General features: G+C 72.7%; 17 protein-coding genes and 5 tRNA genes. 7 read left to right on the top strand and 15 right to left on the bottom strand.

Going from position 1 to position 17,263, the window contains the following annotated elements:
• The first annotated feature begins 28 nt into the window (after positions 1 to 28).
• Positions 29 to 262: an Lrp/AsnC family transcriptional regulator gene (locus SNE206_RS31985; protein ID WP_405011448.1), complete on the top strand. Its 234-nt coding sequence runs from the start codon at positions 29 to 31 to the stop codon at positions 260 to 262.
• Positions 263 to 282: 20 nt separating this feature from the next.
• Entirely contained in the window at positions 283 to 783 is a 501-nt protein-coding gene (locus tag SNE206_RS31980) for a DUF3515 domain-containing protein (RefSeq protein WP_407917031.1), read from the top strand.
• Positions 784 to 846: 63 nt separating this feature from the next.
• Here the strand turns inward: SNE206_RS31980 and SNE206_RS31975 are convergent, their stop codons facing one another.
• Genes SNE206_RS31975 through SNE206_RS31965 form a run of 3 tightly spaced genes read right to left on the bottom strand, consistent with a single transcriptional unit; the run spans position 847 to position 3,839 of the window.
• Positions 847 to 1,989, bottom strand: a complete 1,143-nt coding sequence (locus tag SNE206_RS31975) for a D-alanine--D-alanine ligase family protein (protein ID WP_407917030.1) — start codon at positions 1,987 to 1,989, stop codon at positions 847 to 849.
• Between the two features lie 39 nt (positions 1,990 to 2,028).
• Positions 2,029 to 3,030 (bottom strand): NAD(P)H-dependent glycerol-3-phosphate dehydrogenase, encoded by a 1,002-nt coding sequence (locus tag SNE206_RS31970; RefSeq protein ID WP_407917029.1) that lies wholly within the window; start codon positions 3,028 to 3,030, stop codon positions 2,029 to 2,031.
• Positions 3,027 to 3,839 (bottom strand): lysophospholipid acyltransferase family protein, encoded by an 813-nt coding sequence (locus SNE206_RS31965; protein WP_407917028.1) that lies wholly within the window; start codon positions 3,837 to 3,839, stop codon positions 3,027 to 3,029. The genes SNE206_RS31970 and SNE206_RS31965 overlap by 4 nt, the downstream gene beginning before the upstream one ends.
• A 290-nt stretch (positions 3,840 to 4,129) precedes the next feature.
• On the opposite strand from SNE206_RS31965, the gene cofC reads away from it, so the two are divergent.
• Positions 4,130 to 4,807: a 2-phospho-L-lactate guanylyltransferase gene (gene cofC, locus SNE206_RS31960; protein ID WP_407917027.1), complete on the top strand. Its 678-nt coding sequence runs from the start codon at positions 4,130 to 4,132 to the stop codon at positions 4,805 to 4,807.
• Between the two features lie 35 nt (positions 4,808 to 4,842).
• On the top strand, positions 4,843 to 5,067 hold the full coding sequence (locus SNE206_RS31955) for a hypothetical protein (RefSeq protein WP_405011454.1): 225 nt from the start codon (positions 4,843 to 4,845) through the stop codon (positions 5,065 to 5,067).
• Between the two features lie 115 nt (positions 5,068 to 5,182).
• Here SNE206_RS31955 and SNE206_RS31950 read toward each other — a convergent pair whose 3' ends face one another.
• The 4 genes from SNE206_RS31950 to leuC all read right to left on the bottom strand — a co-directional run bounded on the left by SNE206_RS31950 (position 5,183) and on the right by leuC (position 8,630).
• Complete coding sequence (locus SNE206_RS31950; RefSeq protein ID WP_407917026.1) at positions 5,183 to 5,899, bottom strand: HU family DNA-binding protein; 717 nt, start codon at positions 5,897 to 5,899, stop codon at positions 5,183 to 5,185.
• 133 nt (positions 5,900 to 6,032) lie between these two features.
• A complete protein-coding gene (locus SNE206_RS31945; RefSeq protein WP_405015396.1) occupies positions 6,033 to 6,221 on the bottom strand; it encodes a hypothetical protein in 189 nt (62 codons plus the stop codon).
• A 384-nt stretch (positions 6,222 to 6,605) separates the two neighbouring features.
• Entirely contained in the window at positions 6,606 to 7,202 is a 597-nt protein-coding gene (gene leuD / locus SNE206_RS31940; RefSeq protein ID WP_407917025.1) for a 3-isopropylmalate dehydratase small subunit, read from the bottom strand.
• 6 nt (positions 7,203 to 7,208) lie between these two features.
• On the bottom strand, positions 7,209 to 8,630 hold the full coding sequence (leuC, locus tag SNE206_RS31935) for a 3-isopropylmalate dehydratase large subunit (RefSeq protein WP_407917024.1): 1,422 nt from the start codon (positions 8,628 to 8,630) through the stop codon (positions 7,209 to 7,211).
• A gap of 237 nt (positions 8,631 to 8,867) precedes the next feature.
• On the opposite strand from leuC, the gene ndgR reads away from it, so the two are divergent.
• Entirely contained in the window at positions 8,868 to 9,581 is a 714-nt protein-coding gene (ndgR, locus tag SNE206_RS31930; RefSeq protein ID WP_100888419.1) for an IclR family transcriptional regulator NdgR, read from the top strand.
• Between the two features lie 150 nt (positions 9,582 to 9,731).
• Here ndgR and SNE206_RS31925 read toward each other — a convergent pair.
• The 8 genes from SNE206_RS31925 to SNE206_RS31890 form a co-directional block, all read right to left on the bottom strand.
• Positions 9,732 to 9,806, bottom strand: a tRNA-Gln gene (locus tag SNE206_RS31925).
• A 4-nt stretch (positions 9,807 to 9,810) separates the two neighbouring features.
• Positions 9,811 to 9,883, bottom strand: a tRNA-Glu gene (locus tag SNE206_RS31920).
• A gap of 22 nt (positions 9,884 to 9,905) precedes the next feature.
• Positions 9,906 to 9,978, bottom strand: a tRNA-Glu gene (locus SNE206_RS31915).
• Between the two features lie 35 nt (positions 9,979 to 10,013).
• A tRNA-Glu gene (locus SNE206_RS31910) sits at positions 10,014 to 10,086 on the bottom strand.
• Positions 10,087 to 10,106: 20 nt separating this feature from the next.
• Positions 10,107 to 10,178, bottom strand: a tRNA-Gln gene (locus SNE206_RS31905).
• Between the two features lie 174 nt (positions 10,179 to 10,352).
• Positions 10,353 to 11,858, bottom strand: a complete 1,506-nt coding sequence (gltX, locus tag SNE206_RS31900; protein WP_407917023.1) for a glutamate--tRNA ligase — start codon at positions 11,856 to 11,858, stop codon at positions 10,353 to 10,355.
• A complete protein-coding gene (locus tag SNE206_RS31895; RefSeq protein ID WP_405011459.1) occupies positions 11,851 to 12,651 on the bottom strand; it encodes a fumarylacetoacetate hydrolase family protein in 801 nt (266 codons plus the stop codon). Before SNE206_RS31895 ends, gltX begins: the two co-directional genes overlap by 8 nt.
• A gap of 181 nt (positions 12,652 to 12,832) precedes the next feature.
• Positions 12,833 to 13,054 carry a hypothetical protein gene (locus SNE206_RS31890; RefSeq protein ID WP_407917022.1) on the bottom strand — a complete coding sequence of 74 codons (222 nt, stop codon included), beginning with the start codon at positions 13,052 to 13,054 and terminating at the stop codon, positions 12,833 to 12,835.
• A 462-nt stretch (positions 13,055 to 13,516) separates the two neighbouring features.
• On the opposite strand from SNE206_RS31890, the gene SNE206_RS31885 reads away from it, so the two are divergent.
• On the top strand, positions 13,517 to 17,155 hold the full coding sequence (locus SNE206_RS31885) for a nitrate- and nitrite sensing domain-containing protein (protein ID WP_407917021.1): 3,639 nt from the start codon (positions 13,517 to 13,519) through the stop codon (positions 17,153 to 17,155).
• 1 nt (position 17,156) lies between these two features.
• Positions 17,157 to 17,263: roadblock/LC7 domain-containing protein (locus SNE206_RS31880; RefSeq protein ID WP_407917073.1), on the top strand; the 107-nt coding region annotated here is incomplete at its 3' end.

Raw genomic sequence — 17,263 nt, 5'->3', positions numbered from 1 at the left:
CCCACCCCCAGCCGCCCGGAGGTCTCCCGTGGTACAGGCGTACATCCTGATCCAGACCGAAGTGGGGAAGGCCACCTCCGTGGCCGAGTCCATCGCGAAGATCCACGGCGTGGTCCAGGCCGAGGACGTGACCGGCCCCTACGACGTGATCGTCCGGGCCGAGGCCGACTCGATCGACGACCTGGGCCGGCTCGTGGTCGCCCAGGTGCAGCAGATCGAGGGCATCACGCGGACGCTGACCTGTCCGGTGGTGCGCCTGTAGCGCGCGGCTACCATCGGCGGGTGGCCCTCTCGCGTCCGTCCTCCCTGCCCGCCCCCGTCCGCTGGCTCGCACCGCCCGCGGCGCTGCTGGGCTGCGGCCTGCTGCTGCTCGGCAACCTCGGTTCCGGGGACGTCGCGCCGCCGGTGCCGCCGGCCGGTGCGGCGCCGCTCTGCGCCGCGCTCGACCGCGCCCTTCCGCAGAGCGTGCAGGGCCACCGCCGGCAGGACCCGTCGCCGGCCTCGCCGTACACGGCCGCCTGGGCGAGTTCGCCGCGGACGGTGCTGCGCTGCGGCATCGCCCGCCCGGACTACCTCGACGACGACCCGCTGGCCAACGCCCCGGAGATCAACGGCGTGCAGTGGGGCTTCACCTCGGACGGCGCGGGCGGCCACCGCTTCGTCACGACGCTGCGCAGGGCCTACGTCGAGGTGACGGTGCCCGAGGGCGCCTACCCGAACTACGCGGACCCGCTGCCCGCGCTGTCCGACGCGGTGAAGGCGACGGTGCCGGAAGGGCTCTAGCCCGCGGAACGGCCCGCGCCCCGCCGGAGGGCGGGGACGCGGGCCCGTGGTGCGGGGCGGGCGTCAGCGCAGGCCGGTGGAGCGGCGCAGCGCGGCGGCCAGCAGGCGGTCGATCAGCTCGGGGTAGGGCACGCCGGTGGCCTCCCACATCTTCGGGTAGGCCGAGATGGGGGTGAAGCCGGGCATGGTGTTGATCTCGTTGACCATCCAGCTGCCGTCCTCCAGCAGGAAGAAGTCGACCCGGGCGAGGCCCTCGCAGCCGAGCGCCTCGAACGCGGCGACGGCCTGGCGGCGGATCTCGGCGGTCTCCTCCGCGCCGAGCTTCGCGGGGATCTCGACGTCCGAGGAGTCGATGTACTTCGCCTCGAAGTCGTAGAACTCGAAGTCGCCGCCGACGAGGATCTCGGCGGGCACGCTGGCGCGCGGGCCGTCCTCGAACTCCAGCACGGCGCATTCGATCTCGCGGCCGGTGACGCCGCGCTCGACGATGACCTTGGGGTCGTGCCGGCGGGCCTCCTCGATCGCGGTGTCGAGGTCGGCGAGGTCCTTGACCTTGGTGATGCCCATGGACGACCCGGCCCGGCAGGGCTTCACGAAGAGCGGCAGGCCCAGTGCGGCGATCCGCTCGCGGGCGGCGGCGCGGCCGTCCTCGCTCTCCCACTCGCGCGGGCGGACGACGGTCCAGTCGCCGACCCCGATGCCGTGCGAGTCGAGGACGCGCTTGGTGAACTCCTTGTCCATGCCGACCGCGCTGGCCAGCACGCCGGAGCCGACGTACGGCACCCCGGAGAGCTCCAGCAGGCCCTGGAGGGTGCCGTCCTCGCCCCAGGGGCCGTGCAGCAGGGGAAGCACCACGTCGACGTCGCCGAGGGCCTTGGGGGCCTCGCCGGGCTCGCTCCAGACGACCTCGCGGCTGCCCGGGGAGAGCGGCAGGGAGACCTGGCCCTCGACGGACTCGGCGACCTGGGCGACGTCGGGCATCCGCCCGTCGGTGATGGCCATCCGGGACGGCTCGTCACCGACCAGCGCCCAGCGGCCCTCGTGGGTGATGCCGATCGGCAGCACCTCGTACTTGCTGCGATCGATGGCGCGCAGCACGCTCGCGGCGGTGACGACCGAGACGCCGTGCTCGGAGCTGCGGCCACCGAAGACGATCGCGACCCGGGGCTTGCCGGGCTGGTTCAGGGAGGTCTGTTCGATGCTCATATCGGCTGTGAGACTACCGTGCGACCGCCGCTGTTCCCGTCACCGTCGCTCCGCCTTCGCCGAGCGCGCCATGAGGCCGGCCAGCACCTCCTGGGTGGGGCGGCCGTTGTGCACCACGTCGACGACGGCCTGCACGATCGGCATGTCGACGCCGTTGCGCCGGGCCAGGTCGAGCACCGACTCGCAGGACTTCACGCCCTCGGCGGTCTGCCGGGTCGCCGCGACGGTCTCCTCCAGGGTCATGCCGCGGCCGAGGTTCATGCCGAAGGTGTTGTTGCGCGACAGCGGGGAGGAGCAGGTCGCGACGAGGTCGCCCATGCCGGCGAGGCCGGCGAAGGTGTGCGCGTCGGCGCCGAGCGCCAGCCCGAGCCGGGTGGTCTCGGCGAGGCCGCGGGTGATCAGGGTGGCCTTGGTGTTGTCGCCGAGCCCCATGCCGGCCGCCATGCCCACCGCGAGGCCGATGACGTTCTTGACGGCGCCGCCGAGCTCGCAGCCGACCACGTCGGTGTTGGTGTAGGGGCGGAAGTACGGCGTGTGGCAGGCCTTCTGGAAGCGCTGCGCGACGGACTCGTCGGTGCAGGCGACCACGCTCGCGGCCGGCTGGCGGCGGGCGATCTCCGGCGCCAGGTTGGGGCCGGAGACGACGGCCACCCGCTCCGGGCCGACCCCGGCGACCTCCTGGATCACCTCGCTCATCCGCTCGGCGGTACCGAGCTCGATGCCCTTCATCAGGCTGACGAGCACGGTCTGCGGCTCGATCAGGGGCGTCCAGGCGGCGAGGTTGGCGCGCAGGGTCTGCGAGGGCACGGCGAGCACCGCGAAGTCGGCGCCGGCCAGCGCCTCGGCGGCGTCGGTGGTGGCCCGCACGGACGGCGGCAGCGGCACGCCGGGCAGGTAGTCGGGGTTCTCGTGGGTGGCCCCGATCGCGTCCACCAGCTCCTTGCGGCGGCCCCACAGCACGACCTCGCAGCCGGCGTCGGCGAGGATCATCGCGAAGGCGGTGCCCCAGGAGCCCGTCCCGAAGACGGCGCAGCGCGTCACTCGGCGCTCCCCTCGGCGTCGCTCGTCCTGGCCCGGTCGCCCTTGGCCGCCGCGGCGGCGGCACGCTCCCGGGCGGCCTTGCGCATGTCGTAGCGCTCGGCGGGGGCCTCCTCGCCGCGGATGTCCTCCAGGACGGCGGTGATGGCGTTCATGATGTCGGTGGTGGCGTCCCGCAGCACCTGGGCGGTGAGTTCCTGGCCCTGGTAGCGGCTCAGGTCGACGGGCGGGCCCGCGGAGACGATCACCTTGTGCCGGGGGAAGAGGTTGTACTTGTTCGGGCCGCGGCCGTACGGCGGGACGATCTCGTGCGCGCCCCAGTGCGCCACCGGGATGACGGGTGCGCCGGTCATCAGCGCCACGCGGGCGGCGCCGCTCTTGCCGGTCATCGGCCAGAGGTCGGGATCCCGGGTGAGCGTGCCCTCGGGGTAGAACTGCACGCACTGGCCGCCGTTGACGGCGTCGATCGCGGCGCGGAACGCCTCCGCCGCGTCGGTGGACTCGCGGAACACCGGGATCTGGCCGGTCTTGCGGAGCATGAAGCCGATGAACGGCACGGAGAACAGCTGGGACTTGCCGAGTATCCGCGGCGGGCGGCCGCTGTTGTACTGCCAGTGGGCGTAGAACACCGGGTCGACCACCGAGTTGTGGTTGACGACCGCGAGGAAGCCGCCCTTCTTCGGCAGGTGCTCCCAGCCGCGCCAGTCGGTCCTCGCCAGCGCGTTGGTCACCGGCTTCACGAGCACGGCCGCGAAGCGGTACCAGATCCCGTAGTCGGCGTTGCCGAACTTGGCGTACGAGCGGCGGGCCACTCCAGCTCCTGTCCATCCGTGCGGCACGCGGTGCCGCGGTCGTCCGTCGCCTCCCGGTGTCCCGGCAGGGCCCCGGTGCACTCCCGGAGCGGCGTTCGCCGCCGCGTCCGGGCGATGTGACCTGCGGCTCCCCGGCCGGGGGCCGGGAGGCCCGGGGGCGCCGACCAGTCTCACCCGCGGGCGGACCGGCTGTCGAGCAGCCGCCCGGCCGGGCGCCGGGCGAGTGACCAATCGCACGCAGGAGGCGGTTGCCTGGTCAGGGCCTGGCAGCCGGAGCCACAATGGCGCCGATGACCGAGGACACCGTACGCCCCGCCGGGCCTCCTGCGCTGCCACCCGCCCGGCCCGGCTGGTCGCTCGTACTGCCGGTGAAACCGCTCGGGCTCGCCAAGAGCCGGCTGGCGGACTTCGCCGGCGCGCACCGGCCGCGACTCGCCCTGGCCTTCGCCCTGGACACCGCCGCGGCGGCGCTGGCCTGTCCGGCGGTGGCCCGGGTCCTGGTGGTGACCCGGGACGACGAGGCGGCCGCGCAACTCTCCCGGCTCGGGGTGCTGGTGGTCGGCGACGAGCCGGGCGGCGGGCTGAACGCCGCCCTCGCGCACGGCGCGGCCCGGGCCGCGGCGATCGCCCCGCACGCCCCGGTGGCCGCCCTCTCGGCCGACCTGCCGGCGCTGCGGCCGGAGGAGCTGGCCCGGGTGCTGGCCGCGGTGCCGCCCGCCGCGCGCGCCTTCCTGCCGGACGCCCCCGGCCTCGGCACGACCCTGCTGGCCTGCCCGCCCGGCGGTCCGCTGCGCCCGGCGTTCGGCGACGGCTCACGGGCCCGGCACGCCCGCGGCGGGGCGCGCGAGCTGAGGCCCGCGCAGGTCGCCTCGGTGCGCCGGGACGTGGACACCGGCGACGACCTGATGGAGGCGCTGGCGCTCGGGGTGGGCCCGCGGACGGCGGCCGCGGCGGCCGCCCTGGTCTGAGCCCCGCCGCACGGCCGCTCGCTATGCTGTCGGCCATGCAGGCCACCGCGTTCACCTTTGACCCCGGCACCCGGGCGGGCTCCGTGCTCCTCGACGACGGCACGCCGGTGCCCTTCGACTCCGCGGCCTTCGACGCCGGCGGCCTGCGACTGCTGCGGCCCGGCCAGCGGGTGCGGATCCGCACCGAGGGCGAGGGCGCCGGGCGCCGGGTGGTCTTCGTGACCCTGCAGACGTTCCCCGACCCGGGCGCCGAGGGCTGAGAGCGCCCGCTCCCGGACGAGAAAATGCGGCGGCCCGCACCCGGTGTCCCGGTGTGCGGGCCGCCGCAGCCGTCGCCGAGCTCTGACCGGCCGTCGCCCGAGGGGCCGGCAGAGGCTACTTGGCGGCGGTCTTGCGCGCGGTGGTCTTGCGCGTCGTGGTCTTCTTCGCGGGCGCGGTCTTCTTGACCGCCGCCGTGGCCTTCTTGGCGGTGGCGGTGGTCTTCTTGGCCGCCGCAGCCGTCGTCTTGGCGGGAGCCGCCTTCTTGGCGGTGGCGGTGGTCTTCTTGGCCGCCGCAGCCGTCGTCTTGGCGGGAGCCGCCTTCTTGGCGGTGGCGGTGGTCTTCTTGGCCGCCGCAGCCGCCGTCCTGGCGGGAGCCGCGGTCCTGGCAGGAGCCGCCTTCTTGGCGGCGGTCTTCTTGGCGGCGGCGGTGCCGGCGGCGGCCGCGACGCGCTTGGTGGCGGCGCGCTTGGCCGCAGCGGTGGTGGCACCGCTCTTGCCCGGGGTGAGCGAGCCCTTGGGGGCCTTCTTGACCGACGGACCCTCCTTCGGCAGCTTCTTCGAGCCGCTGACGAGGTCCTTGAAACCCTGGCCCGGGCGGAAGCGCGGCACCGAGGTCTTCTTGACCTTCACGCGCTCGCCGGTCTGGGGGTTGCGGGCGAAGCGCGCGGAGCGCTCCACCTTCTCGAAAGTGCCGAAGCCGGTGACCGAGACCCGGTCACCGGCCACGACGGCACGCACCATGGTGTCGAGCACTGCGTCGACGGCCTCTGCGGCAGCCTTGCGACCGCCCAGCTGCTCGGCCACCGCTTCGACAAGCTGAGCCTTGTTCACGTCTTCCCCTTCGGAAACGGGCGCCGGATGAATCCATCCGTTCATTTCGCACGTTAGGTATGTATCTGCGGACTTTCAATTACCAAACGCGTGAATCACCCTAGTGTCGCAATGGATTTGCGCGTTCGCGACCTCAGCCGAGCGGCGGGCGCCCTGCGTCGAGGTCCTGCACAAAGCGACTCAACCGCCGGGCCGCCCCCGGGAGATCACGCTTGGCGGTCTCCGTGACGATCAGCAGTTGACGGGTGAGAGCGGTCTTTGCATCCGTTGACACGTTCAGCGCAGATACGCGAGCGTGCGCTTGCTTCAACCGCTCGGCCACGAGCGCGTAGAGCGCCGCGACTTCCGGGTCGTCCGGTTCCTCGGCAGGTGAGGTCTGGTCGTCCGTCCGGTCGTCGTTCCGACCACCGGCAGCACCGCCGTTGCCCTCCGGATGCGCGGGTTCGCCACCCGCGTACGGAGGTTCATCGTGCCGGTGCATGCAACGATTGTGCCATCTGTTGCGAGATGCCCTGCGCAAGGGGCCTCTTGGGCAAATGCCCAGTCCTATCCGGAGTGCGTGTCAGACCCGAACTCCGGCCCGAACTCCGGCCCGGGCCCCGCTCCCCCGGTCGGCGGTACCGCCCCCCGCGGCACCCCGAACGGCGGATGGCCCGCCCCCCCGAGGGGAGCGGGCCATCCGGCGTACGTACGGGAGTGCGGGCGGTCAGGCCACCGGCAGCGTGCGCGGCTTGAAAGAGGGCCGGGTCGCCTCGAAAGCGGCGATGTCGCCCTCGTTCTGCAGGGTGATGCTGATGTCGTCCAGACCGTTCAGCAGCCGCCAGCGGACGTTGTCGTCCAGCTCGAAGGAGGCGACGATGCCCTCGGCACGGACCTCGCGGGCCTCCAGGTCGACGGTGATCTCCGCCGTCGGGTCGGCCTCGGTCAGCGCCCACAGCTGCTCGACGGTCTCCTGCGGGAGGACGACCGTCAGCAGGCCGTTCTTCAGCGAGTTGCCGCGGAAGATGTCGGCGAAGCGCGAGGAGACGACGGCCTGGAAGCCGTAGTTCTGCAGCGCCCAGACGGCGTGCTCGCGGGAGGAGCCGGTGCCGAACTCCGGGCCGGCGACCAGGACGCTGGCGCCCTGGCGCTCCGGGCGGTTGAGGACGAAGTTCTCGTCCTTGCGCCACGCCTCGAACAGCCCGCCCTCGAAGCCCGACCGGGTGACCTTCTTCAGCCAGTGGGCCGGGATGATCTGGTCGGTGTCGACGTTGGAGCGGCGCAGCGGGACGGCCCGGCCGGTGTGGGTGGTGAACTTCTCCATGGCTGCTCAGACCTCCACAGCGACGTTGGACGACAGGTCGGAGGGCGACGCGAGCGTGCCCAGCACCGCGGTCGCCGCGGCGACCTGGGGCGACACCAGGTGGGTGCGGCCGCCCTTGCCCTGGCGGCCCTCGAAGTTGCGGTTCGAGGTCGAGGCGCAGCGCTCGCCGGGGGCCAGCTGGTCCGGGTTCATGCCGAGGCACATCGAGCAGCCCGCGTGGCGCCACTCGGCGCCGGCGGCGGTGAAGACCTTGTCCAGGCCCTCCTCGACGGCCTGCAGGGCGACGCGCACCGAGCCCGGCACGACCAGCATCCGCACGCCGTCGGCGACCCGGCGGCCGTCGAGGACGGCGGCGGCGGCCCGCAGGTCCTCGATCCGGCCGTTGGTGCAGGAGCCGACGAAGACGGCGCCGACGGCGACCTCGCGCAGCGGGGTGCCGGCCTCCAGGCCCATGTACGCCAGGGCGTTCTCGGCGGCGATCCGCTCCTGCGGGTCCTCGAAGGACGCCGGGTCCGGCACCGAGGCGCCGAGCGGGGCGCCCTGGCCCGGGTTGGTGCCCCAGGTGACGAACGGCGTGAGCTCGTCGGCGTTGATGAAGACCTCGGCGTCGAAGACGGCGTCCTCGTCGGTGGTGAGGGTCTCCCAGTACGCGACGGCGGCGTCCCAGTCCTCGCCCTTGGGGGCGTGCGGGCGGCCCTCCAGGTAGTCGAACGTGGTCCGGTCGGGGGCGATCATGCCGGCGCGGGCGCCGGCCTCGATCGACATGTTGCAGATGGTCATCCGGGCCTCCATGGAGAGGCTGCGGATCGCCGAGCCGCGGTACTCCAGGACGTAGCCCTGGCCGCCGCCGGTGCCGATCTTGGTGATGATGGCGAGGATCAGGTCCTTGGCGGTGACGCCCTCGGGCAGTTCGCCCTCGACGGTGATCGCCATGGTCTTGAAGGGGGCCAGCGGCAGCGTCTGGGTCGCCAGCACGTGCTCGACCTGGCTGGTGCCGATGCCGAACGCCAGCGCGCCGAAGGCTCCGTGGGTGGAGGTGTGCGAGTCGCCGCAGACCACCGTGGTGCCGGGCTGGGTCAGGCCCAGCTGCGGGCCCACCACGTGCACGACGCCCTGCTCGACGTCACCCAGCGAGTGGATGCGCACACCGAACTCGGCGGCGTTGCGACGCAGCGTCTCCAGCTGGACCCGGGAGACCGGGTCGGCGATCGGCTTGTCGATGTCGAGGGTGGGGGTGTTGTGGTCCTCGGTCGCGATCGTGAGATCGGTACGGCGGACCGGTCGGCCCGCCAGCCGCAGACCGTCGAAGGCCTGGGGGCTGGTGACCTCGTGGAGCAGGTGCAGGTCGATGAACAGGAGGTCGGGCTCGCCCTCGGCGCGCCGGACGACGTGGTCGTCCCAAACCTTCTCTGCGAGTGTCCGTCCCATCGCTTTCCCTCCAGCCGGCCGCATTGCCGGCCTTCTCGTGTGTCCGAGGTCTTGTCCCATGCCGCCCTGGTGAGGCTCGCTGCGAGGCGTGACCTGCACACCGGATCGTCGTGTCCAGGATGTGGACACCTTGGTGAGGGTCGATCCTGGACGTCTCCCGGGCTGCTCCATCAAGAGTGACGCTTTTCTCGGCAGATTGAACTTGCGTCTCGCCCACTGAGACTGCAGTATCGAGACATGGACAACACTAGCGGCGTCGGCGTTCTCGACAAGGCCGCTCTGGTGCTCAGCGCACTGGAGTCGGGCCCCGCCACGTTGGCGGGGCTGGTCGCCGCCACCGGTCTGGCGCGGCCCACGGCCCACCGGCTCGCCGTCGCACTCGAACACCACCGCCTGGTCACCAGGGACATGCAGGGCCGCTTCATCCTCGGCCCCCGACTCGCCGAACTCTCCGCCGCCGCGGGCGAGGACCGGCTCCTCGCCACCGCCGGGCCGGTGCTCACGCACCTGCGGGACGTCACCGGCGAGAGCGCCCAGCTCTACCGCCGCCAGGGCGAGATGCGGATCTGCGTCGCCGCCGCCGAGCGCCTCTCGGGTCTGCGCGACACCGTGCCGGTCGGCTCCACGCTGCCGATGAAGGCCGGCTCCGCCGCCCAGGTGCTGCTCGCCTGGGAGGAGCCCGAGCGCCTGCACCGCGGCCTCCAGGGCGCCCGCTTCACCGCCACCGCCCTGAGCGGCGTGCGGCGCCGCGGCTGGGCCCAGTCGATCGGCGAGCGCGAGCCGGGCGTGGCGTCCGTCTCCGCCCCCGTGCGCGGCCCGTCCAACCGCGTGGTGGCGGCCGTGTCGGTCTCCGGTCCGATCGAGCGGCTGACCCGCCACCCGGGCCGGATGCACGCCCAGGCCATCATCGAGGCCGCGAACCGCCTCACCGAGGCGCTGCGCCGCGGCTGACCGCCCGGCGCGTCCGGCGCACCCCGCGCGGAGGCCCGTACCGGAAAAGGACCCGTACCGGAACACCGGACGGGTCCTTCGGCGCGCTCCGGAACCGTTCGGGGGCCCGGGCCGGAAAAACAAAAAAGCCCCGGTTTCCCGGAGCTTCATTGGCTGGGGTACCAGGACTCGAACCTAGACTAAATGAACCAGAATCACTCGTGCTGCCAATTACACCATACCCCAAAAGTACCCCCGACCGGATTCGAACCGGCGCTACCGCCGTGAGAGGGCGGCGTGCTAGGCCACTACACAACGGGGGCCCGCACCATCACTGGTGCTGAGTACCCCCGACCGGATTCGAACCGGCGCTACCGCCTTGAGAGGGCGGCGTGCTAGGCCACTACACAACGGGGGCATACTCGTATTCACTCTGCAATTGTAAGAACTGCGTACCCCCGACCGGATTCGAACCGGCGCTACCGCCTTGAGAGGGCGGCGTGCTAGGCCACTACACAACGGGGGCGTGTACTGCTCTGTACTGCGCTGGGGTACCAGGACTCGAACCTAGACTAACTGAACCAGAATCAGTCGTGCTGCCAATTACACCATACCCCACCAGAGTTCAACCCCTGCGGGCCTTCCTCGGTGTCTCGCGCCACCCTGCCCGGGCGGCGCAGAAAGAACATTACCCGCCCCCGGGCCCCGCGCCAACCCCGCGACGCGCCGGCAGCGCCCCCGGCGGCTGCGGGCCTGGTCAGCGACCGGGCCCGCAGCCGCCGGGAGAAGGGCTCAGGAGGCCGGTACGAGCTCCAGCGCGGCGGCGAGCCGGCGCAGCGTCTCGGCGCGGCCCAGCAGCTCCATCGACTCGAAGAGCGGCGGGGAGACCCGGCGGCCGGTGACGGCCACCCGCAGCGGCGTGAAGGCGAACTTCGGCTTGATGCCGAGCCCGTCCACCAGGGCCTCGCGCAGCACGGCCTGGATCGGCTCCGGGGTGAAGTCCTCCAGGGCCTCCAGCGCGGCGACCGAGGCCTCCAGCACCGGGCGGGCGTCGGCGACGAGCACCTTGGCGGCGTCGTCCGGGTCGACGGCGAAGTCGTCCGGGCCGACGAAGAGGAAGCCCGCCATGCCGACGATCTCGCTCAGCACGACCATGCGCTCCTGCGTGAGCGGGGCCACCTTCGCGAGCAGGTCGAGCTGCTCCGCGGTGGGCTCCGCCGGCAGCAGGCCGGGGGCCTGCAGGTACGGCACCAGGCGGCGGACGAAGTCCTCCGGGGCCAGCGCGCGCAGGTGCTCGGCGTTGATCGCCTCGCACTTCTTGAGGTCGAAGCGCGCCGGGTTGGCGTTGACCTTGGAGACGTCGAAGGCCGCGACGAACTCCTCCATGGAGAAGCGGTCCTGGTCCTCGGAGAGCGACCAGCCCAGCAGCGCCAGGTAGTTGAGCAGGCCCTCCGGGATGAAGCCGCGCTCGCGGTAGAGGTTGAGCGAGGCCTGCGGGTCGCGCTTGGAGAGCTTCTTGTTGCCCTCGCCCATCACGTACGGCAGGTGGCCGAAGAGCGGGGTGGCGCCGGGGCCGACGCCGATCTCGGCGAGCGCGGCGTACAGCGCGATCTGACGCGGCGTCGAGGAGAGGAGGTCCTCGCCGCGCAGCACGTGGGTGATGCCCATCAGCGCGTCGTCGACCGGGTTGACCAGCGTGTAGAGCGGTGCGCCGTTGGCCCGGACGATGCCGTAGTCGGGCACGTCCTTGGGGTCGAAGGTGACCGGGCCGCGCACGAGGTCGTCGAAGGTCAGCGCGGTGTCGGGCATCCGGAAGCGGAGGATCGGCGTGCGGCCCTCCTGCTCGTACACCGCGACCTGCTCGTCGTCCAGCGCACGGCAGTGGCCGTCGTAGCCGGACGGCCTGCCGGCCGCGCGGGCGGCCTCGCGGCGGGCGTCGAGCTCCTCGGTGGAGCAGTAGCAGCGGTAGGCGTGGCCGGCCTCCCGGAGGCGGCGGGCGACGTCGGCGTAGACGTCCATCCGCTGCGACTGCCGGTACGGCGCGTGCGGGCCGCCGACCTCGGGGCCCTCGTCCCAGTCGAAGCCGAGCCAGCGCATGGCGTCGAGCAGCTGGTCGTAGGAGTCCTCGGAGTCGCGGGCCGCGTCGGTGTCCTCGATCCGGAAGACCAGCGTGCCGCCGTGGTGGCGGGCGAAGGCCCAGTTGAAGAGGGCGGTGCGGACGAGCCCGACGTGCGGGTTGCCGGTCGGGGACGGACAGAAACGGACCCGGACGTCGGAGCCCTGGGCGGAGTTAGCCACGCTTGATCACCTTGTTGGCGAGAGTGCCGATGCCTTCGACGGAGACGGCGACCTCGTCGCCGACGTTGATGGGTCCGACGCCCGCGGGGGTGCCGGTGAGGATGACGTCGCCGGGGAGGAGCGTCATCGCCTCGGAGATGTGGACGATCAGTTCGGCGATCGAACGCACCATCAGGGAGGTGCGGCCGGCCTGCCGCAGCTCGCCGTTGACCGTGCACGTGACGGCCAGGTCCGACGGGTCGAGCTCGGTCTCGATCCACGGGCCGAGCGGGCACGAGGTGTCGAAGCCCTTGGCGCGCGCCCACTGGCCCTCGCGCTGCTGCACGTCGCGGGCGGTGACGTCGTTGGCGCAGGTGTAGCCGAGGATCACCTCGGGCACCCGCTCCGCCGGCACCTCGCGGCACATCCGGCCGATCACCACGGCGAGCTCGGCCTCGTGCTGCACGTCCGAGGAGAAGGGCGGGTAGGCGATGGCCTCGGTCGGGCCGATCACCGACGTGGACGGCTTGAAGAACGTCAGCGGCACGTCCGGCACGTCGTGGCCGAGCTCCGCGGCGTGCGCCGCGTAGTTGCGGCCGACCGCCACGATCTTGTTCGGGAGCATCGGGGTCAGCAGCCGGACGTCCTGCATCCGGTAGCTCTCACCGGTCAGCTGCGGCGGACCGAAGGGGTGGCCGGCCAGCGCGTGGACGACCAGGGAGTCGGGTTGCGCCGCATCGCCCTCGACGACACCGAAGGAGACGCTGCCCGCGGCAGGACTCCCTTCCCGGACGGAAAACCTGGCGATTCGCACCCTGCAGCCTCTCGGTTCGTCGACCTGCTCGATCGTCCCCAGGCTATCGCGTGGGCCGCCCCCCGCCGGGCCGCACGGGCCCGGGAGCACGGCGAGGGGCACGGGCCGTACGGCCCGTGCCCCTCGGTGTGCGCCGGCGCCCCCCGGGGGCGCGCCCGCGGCGGTGCGATCCTTCGGCCGCTCAGTCCTGCGGAGCGCGCGGGGCCGGGGCCACCGTCAGCTGGGTGCGCCGCGGGTTGGCGGTGACGGCGGGCAGCTCCAGCCCGTACTCGCGGGGCTCCTGCGAGGCGGCGACGCCGGGGAGGAGCGCGAGGTCCTCGACCGCGGCCAGGGTCGTCCGACGCGGGTTGGCGGTGGCCTGGTCGGAGAGCGTGGACTTCGTGGCCGTGGTCGGCTGCGACATGGGCGGGGCACCTTGGTTTCCGGGAGGAGGACTTTTACGGCGACGGGAGCCGGGCAGGCTCCCCGCGACCGTGCCAAGGGTAAGGATCTCCTGTCACAGGAGCCGTGACCAAAGCTACACATCAAGCTGTGACTTTGCTCACAATTTGGCATGCATTTCGGTCGCGCAGGGCATTCTGCATCGCCTCGACATTCCGACATTCAGTACATCTCGGACATTTTTCGCACATGGCGGGACGCCGCAGACTTGGCATGCAACCGCTGGGTGTCCGAAAAAGGCCGTATTACCGACCGGTTACCACACACTCCGTGAGATGGTGCGCGCGGTCAGTAGCTCAGGACACCGTGTCATAACGCCCCTTGTTGGACTTCCCGCGCTGTGCTGGAATGCCACGGAAAAACTCGACACCGTCCCCCTCCGCGCCAGCGGGGAGGGGCGCCCGGTCCAGAGGTTGCGACGCCAGTGCAGGGACGTTTCAAGAAGGGCAGCGGCGCCGCGGGTGACCCGGAGTCGCGCGAGCCCGCCGCAGGCCCCCACCAGGCAGCGCCGATGACGGGCCAGGGCGACCGGCCGCCCACCGGCAGCGCCGAGCCGGCCACCGACACCGTCACGGACGGAAGTGATCAAGCCGACAAGCGGGACGCCCGCGGGCGGCTCCGCAGCACGCTCACGTACCGCCGGGCCACCGGCCTCAACAGGTTCGCCCTGCGCAACTGGCGCATCCGGACGCGCCTGATCGCGCTGCTGCTGCTCCCCGTGATGGTGGCCCTCGTGCTCGGCGGCCTGCGGGTGCAGGTCTCCATGGAGAACTCCCGCCAGCTCGCACAGATGACCGACCTCGCGGACCTCGCCCGCAAGGCGACCGCGCTGGCCGACGCGCTGGAGACCGAGCGCGACATCAGCGCCGGCCCGCTCACGGTGAACCAGGGCAACCGCCAGGACCCGGACATCGTCGACTCGCAGAAGACGACGGACCAGCTGAGCAAGGCCTTCGCCGCCAGCGCCGACAAGTTCGACGAGCTCGACCTCGCCGGTGGCAAGGCGCTGCTGCTGCAGGTCCGCAAGGACCTCAACCAGCTCTCCGAGGCCCGTGGTTCCGCCTACAGCAACCACGACAACATCCAGGCGACCGTCCTCAACTACGACGTGATCATCAAGGGTCTGATCGGGATCACCGAGGAGATCGCGATCGCGTCGAACTCCACCGAGCTGATCAAGATCACCCGGGCACTGAGCCAGTTCGCCCTCTCGAAGGAGAACAGCTCCATGCAGCGGGCGCTCATCGCCGCTGCCCTGGCGCGCCCCGAGAAGGCCGACCTCACCGGTTCCGACGAGACCTTCGGCATCCGCCTCCAGGTCTCCGAGGAGAGCGCCCTCGCCAACTTCACCGCCATCTACGGCGATGCCGAGGCCCGCAGGCTGCGCTCCAGCCTCAGCTTCAACCAGACGATCGCGGACACCGACCGGTACACCCAGCAGGTGCTGAACACCAACGGCATCCGCCAGACCGACCCGCGCAGCTACCAGGACTGGTACGAGGCCGCCAGCGTCAAGATCAACGCCGAGCAGCGGATCGAGAGCCAGCTCCTGGAGGTGCTGGACGGCAAGGCCCAGCAGCTGCAGTCCAACGCCGACACCGAGGCGCTGCTCAACGCCGCGCTGATCGCCGTCGTGCTCATCGTCGCCATCGCCGGCGCGGCGATCGTGGCCCGCTCGATGGTGCGCTCGCTGACCCGCCTGCAGGCCGCGGCCGAGGACGTCGCCGAGCGGCGGCTGCCCGAGCTCGTCAAGACCCTCTCCGAGAGCGACCCGCACGACGTCGACGTCACCGTCGAACCCGTCGGCGTCGACTCCGCGGACGAGATCGGCCACGTGGCCCACGCGTTCGACATGGTGCACCGCGAGGCCGTCCGCCTCGCCGCCGAGCAGGCCCTCCTGCGAGGCAACATCAACGCGATGTTCACCAACCTCTCGCGCCGCAGCCAGGGCCTCATCCAGCGCCAGCTGTCGCTCATCTCCGAGCTGGAGAGCCGCGAGGCCGACCCGGACCAGCTGGCCAGCCTCTTCAAGCTGGACCACCTCGCGACCCGTATGCGCCGCAACGGCGAAAACCTCCTCGTCCTCGCGGGCGAGGACCCGGGCCGCCGCTGGACCCGCCCCGTCCCGCTGGTCGACGTGCTCCGCGCCGCGGCCTCCGAGGTGGAGCAGTACGAGCGCATCGAACTCGCCGCGGTGCCGTCGACCGAGGTCGCCGGCCGCGTCGTCAACGACCTCGTCCACCTGCTCGCCGAGCTGCTGGAGAACGCGACCTCGTTCTCCAGCCCGCAGACCCGCGTCCGGGTCACCGGCCACGCGCTGCCCGACGGCCGCGTGCTGGTCGAGATCCACGACACCGGCATCGGCCTCAGCCCCGACGACCTCGCGGACATCAACGAGCGTCTCGCCAGCCCGCCCACCGTGGACGTCTCCGTCTCCCGCCGCATGGGCCTCTTCGTGGTCGGCCGCCTGTCCCTGCGACACGGCATCCGCATCCAGCTGCGCCCCAGCGACTCCGGCGGCACCACCGCGCTGGTCATGCTGCCCGTCGACGTCACCAACACCGCCGACCGCCGTGGCGCGGGCCGTCCGGGCGGTGCGGCCGGCAAGGGCCGCGGCGCCGGCCCGACGCCCCGCCAGCAGGGCCGTGCCAGCACCGCCGAGGCGCTCGCCGGACGGGCCGCGGCCGCGCTCGGCCAGTCCCCGGCCGCCCCCTCCGGCGGCCCCGGTGGCCGGCCCCAGCTCGGCCAGGGCCCGATGGGCGGCCAGCAGGGTCAGCAGAGCCAGCAGGGCCAGCCCCCGCAGCAGCAGGCACCGCAGCAGCCGCAGGGCGGCCGTCCCGCCGGCGGCCTGCCGACCCGTGAGGTCGGCCAGGCGATGCGCGAGGGTGCCGCCCCCGGGCAGCAGCCGCGCCGCGTGCCCGGCGCGTCCGGTGCCCCGGGTGGTCCCGGCGCCCAGGGCGGTCCCGGTACGCAGGGTGGCCCCGGTGCCCAGGGCGGTCTCCCCCGCCGTGGCCAGGAGCAGGCGCCCGGCGCCCGCCGTCCGATGCCCGAGCGCCAGCGGCCGGCCGACGGTCCGGAGACCCGCGGGCAGCGCCCCGGCATCCCTGCCCAGCAGGACCCGCAGCGCCGCCCGCAGGCGCCGCTCCCCCAGGGTTCCGACGACCAGCAGCCGGTCGACTCGACCGTGCAGTTCTCCCGCCCGCGCTTCGAGGCCAGCGACATCGACCCGCGCGACCCGCTGGGCCTCGGCCTGGTCGCACCGGTCCTGCCGGACCCGTCGCAGGCGTCCGGCCCCGGCCAGGCGTACGGGCAGCAGGCTCCCCAGCAGGCCCAGCAGCAGGCTCCGCAGCAGCAGAACCGGCCGATGGCCCTGCCGACCGGCCCCGAGGACACCCAGCAGTGGTTCCGTCCCGAGGACGCGGCCCAGGGTGCCCCGCAGCAGTCCCGGCCGCGGCCGCAGCAGGAGCAGGAGCAGCAGTACCGTCCGCAGCGTCCCGGCACCACCTCGCCGGCCGCTGCCCCGCAGGGCCGCCCCGCCCCGCAGCAGCAGGCGCCCGGTCGGCCGCAGGCCCCGCAGCGTCCGCAGGCTCCTCAGCAGCAGCCGCCGCAGGCCCGCCCGCAGGGCGGTCCCCAGGGCGGTCCCCAGGGCGGTCCCCAGGCCCGCCCGCAGGGTGGTCCGCAGGGTGGCCCGCAGCAGGGTCAGGGCCGGCCCGGCGGCGAGCCGCAGCGGGACCGTGAGGCGGCGGACGCCCCGTGGCGTCCGTCGGCGAACGACGAGCGCTGGCGCCGTGCCGAGCAGGTGCGCGAGCCCTCGACCGGTGGGCTGACCACGTCGGGCCTGCCCCGGCGCACCCCGCAGGCCAACCTGGTCTCCGGCACCGCCGAGGCGGCACCGCTGACCGGCCCGCAGGTCTCCCGGAGCCCCGAGGAGGTGCGGGGCCGTCTGACGAACCTGCGCCGGGGCATCCAGCAGGGCCGGCAGGCAGGCCAGGGACAGGGACAGAACTTCGGCCAGCAGCCGCAGGGCTTCGACGGCTTCGGCCAGAACCACCAGGAGCGATGAGTTGAGTCAGATGAGCCAGGCCGCACAGAACCTGAACTGGCTGATCACCAATTTCGTGGACAACACCCCCGGGGTGTCGCACACGGTGGTGGTCTCCGCAGACGGTCT

It is taken from the genome of Kitasatospora sp. NE20-6, from assembly GCF_045862635.1.
Note: the sequence above shows the minus strand (reverse complement) of the source record. Positions and strands in the feature narration are given on the sequence as shown.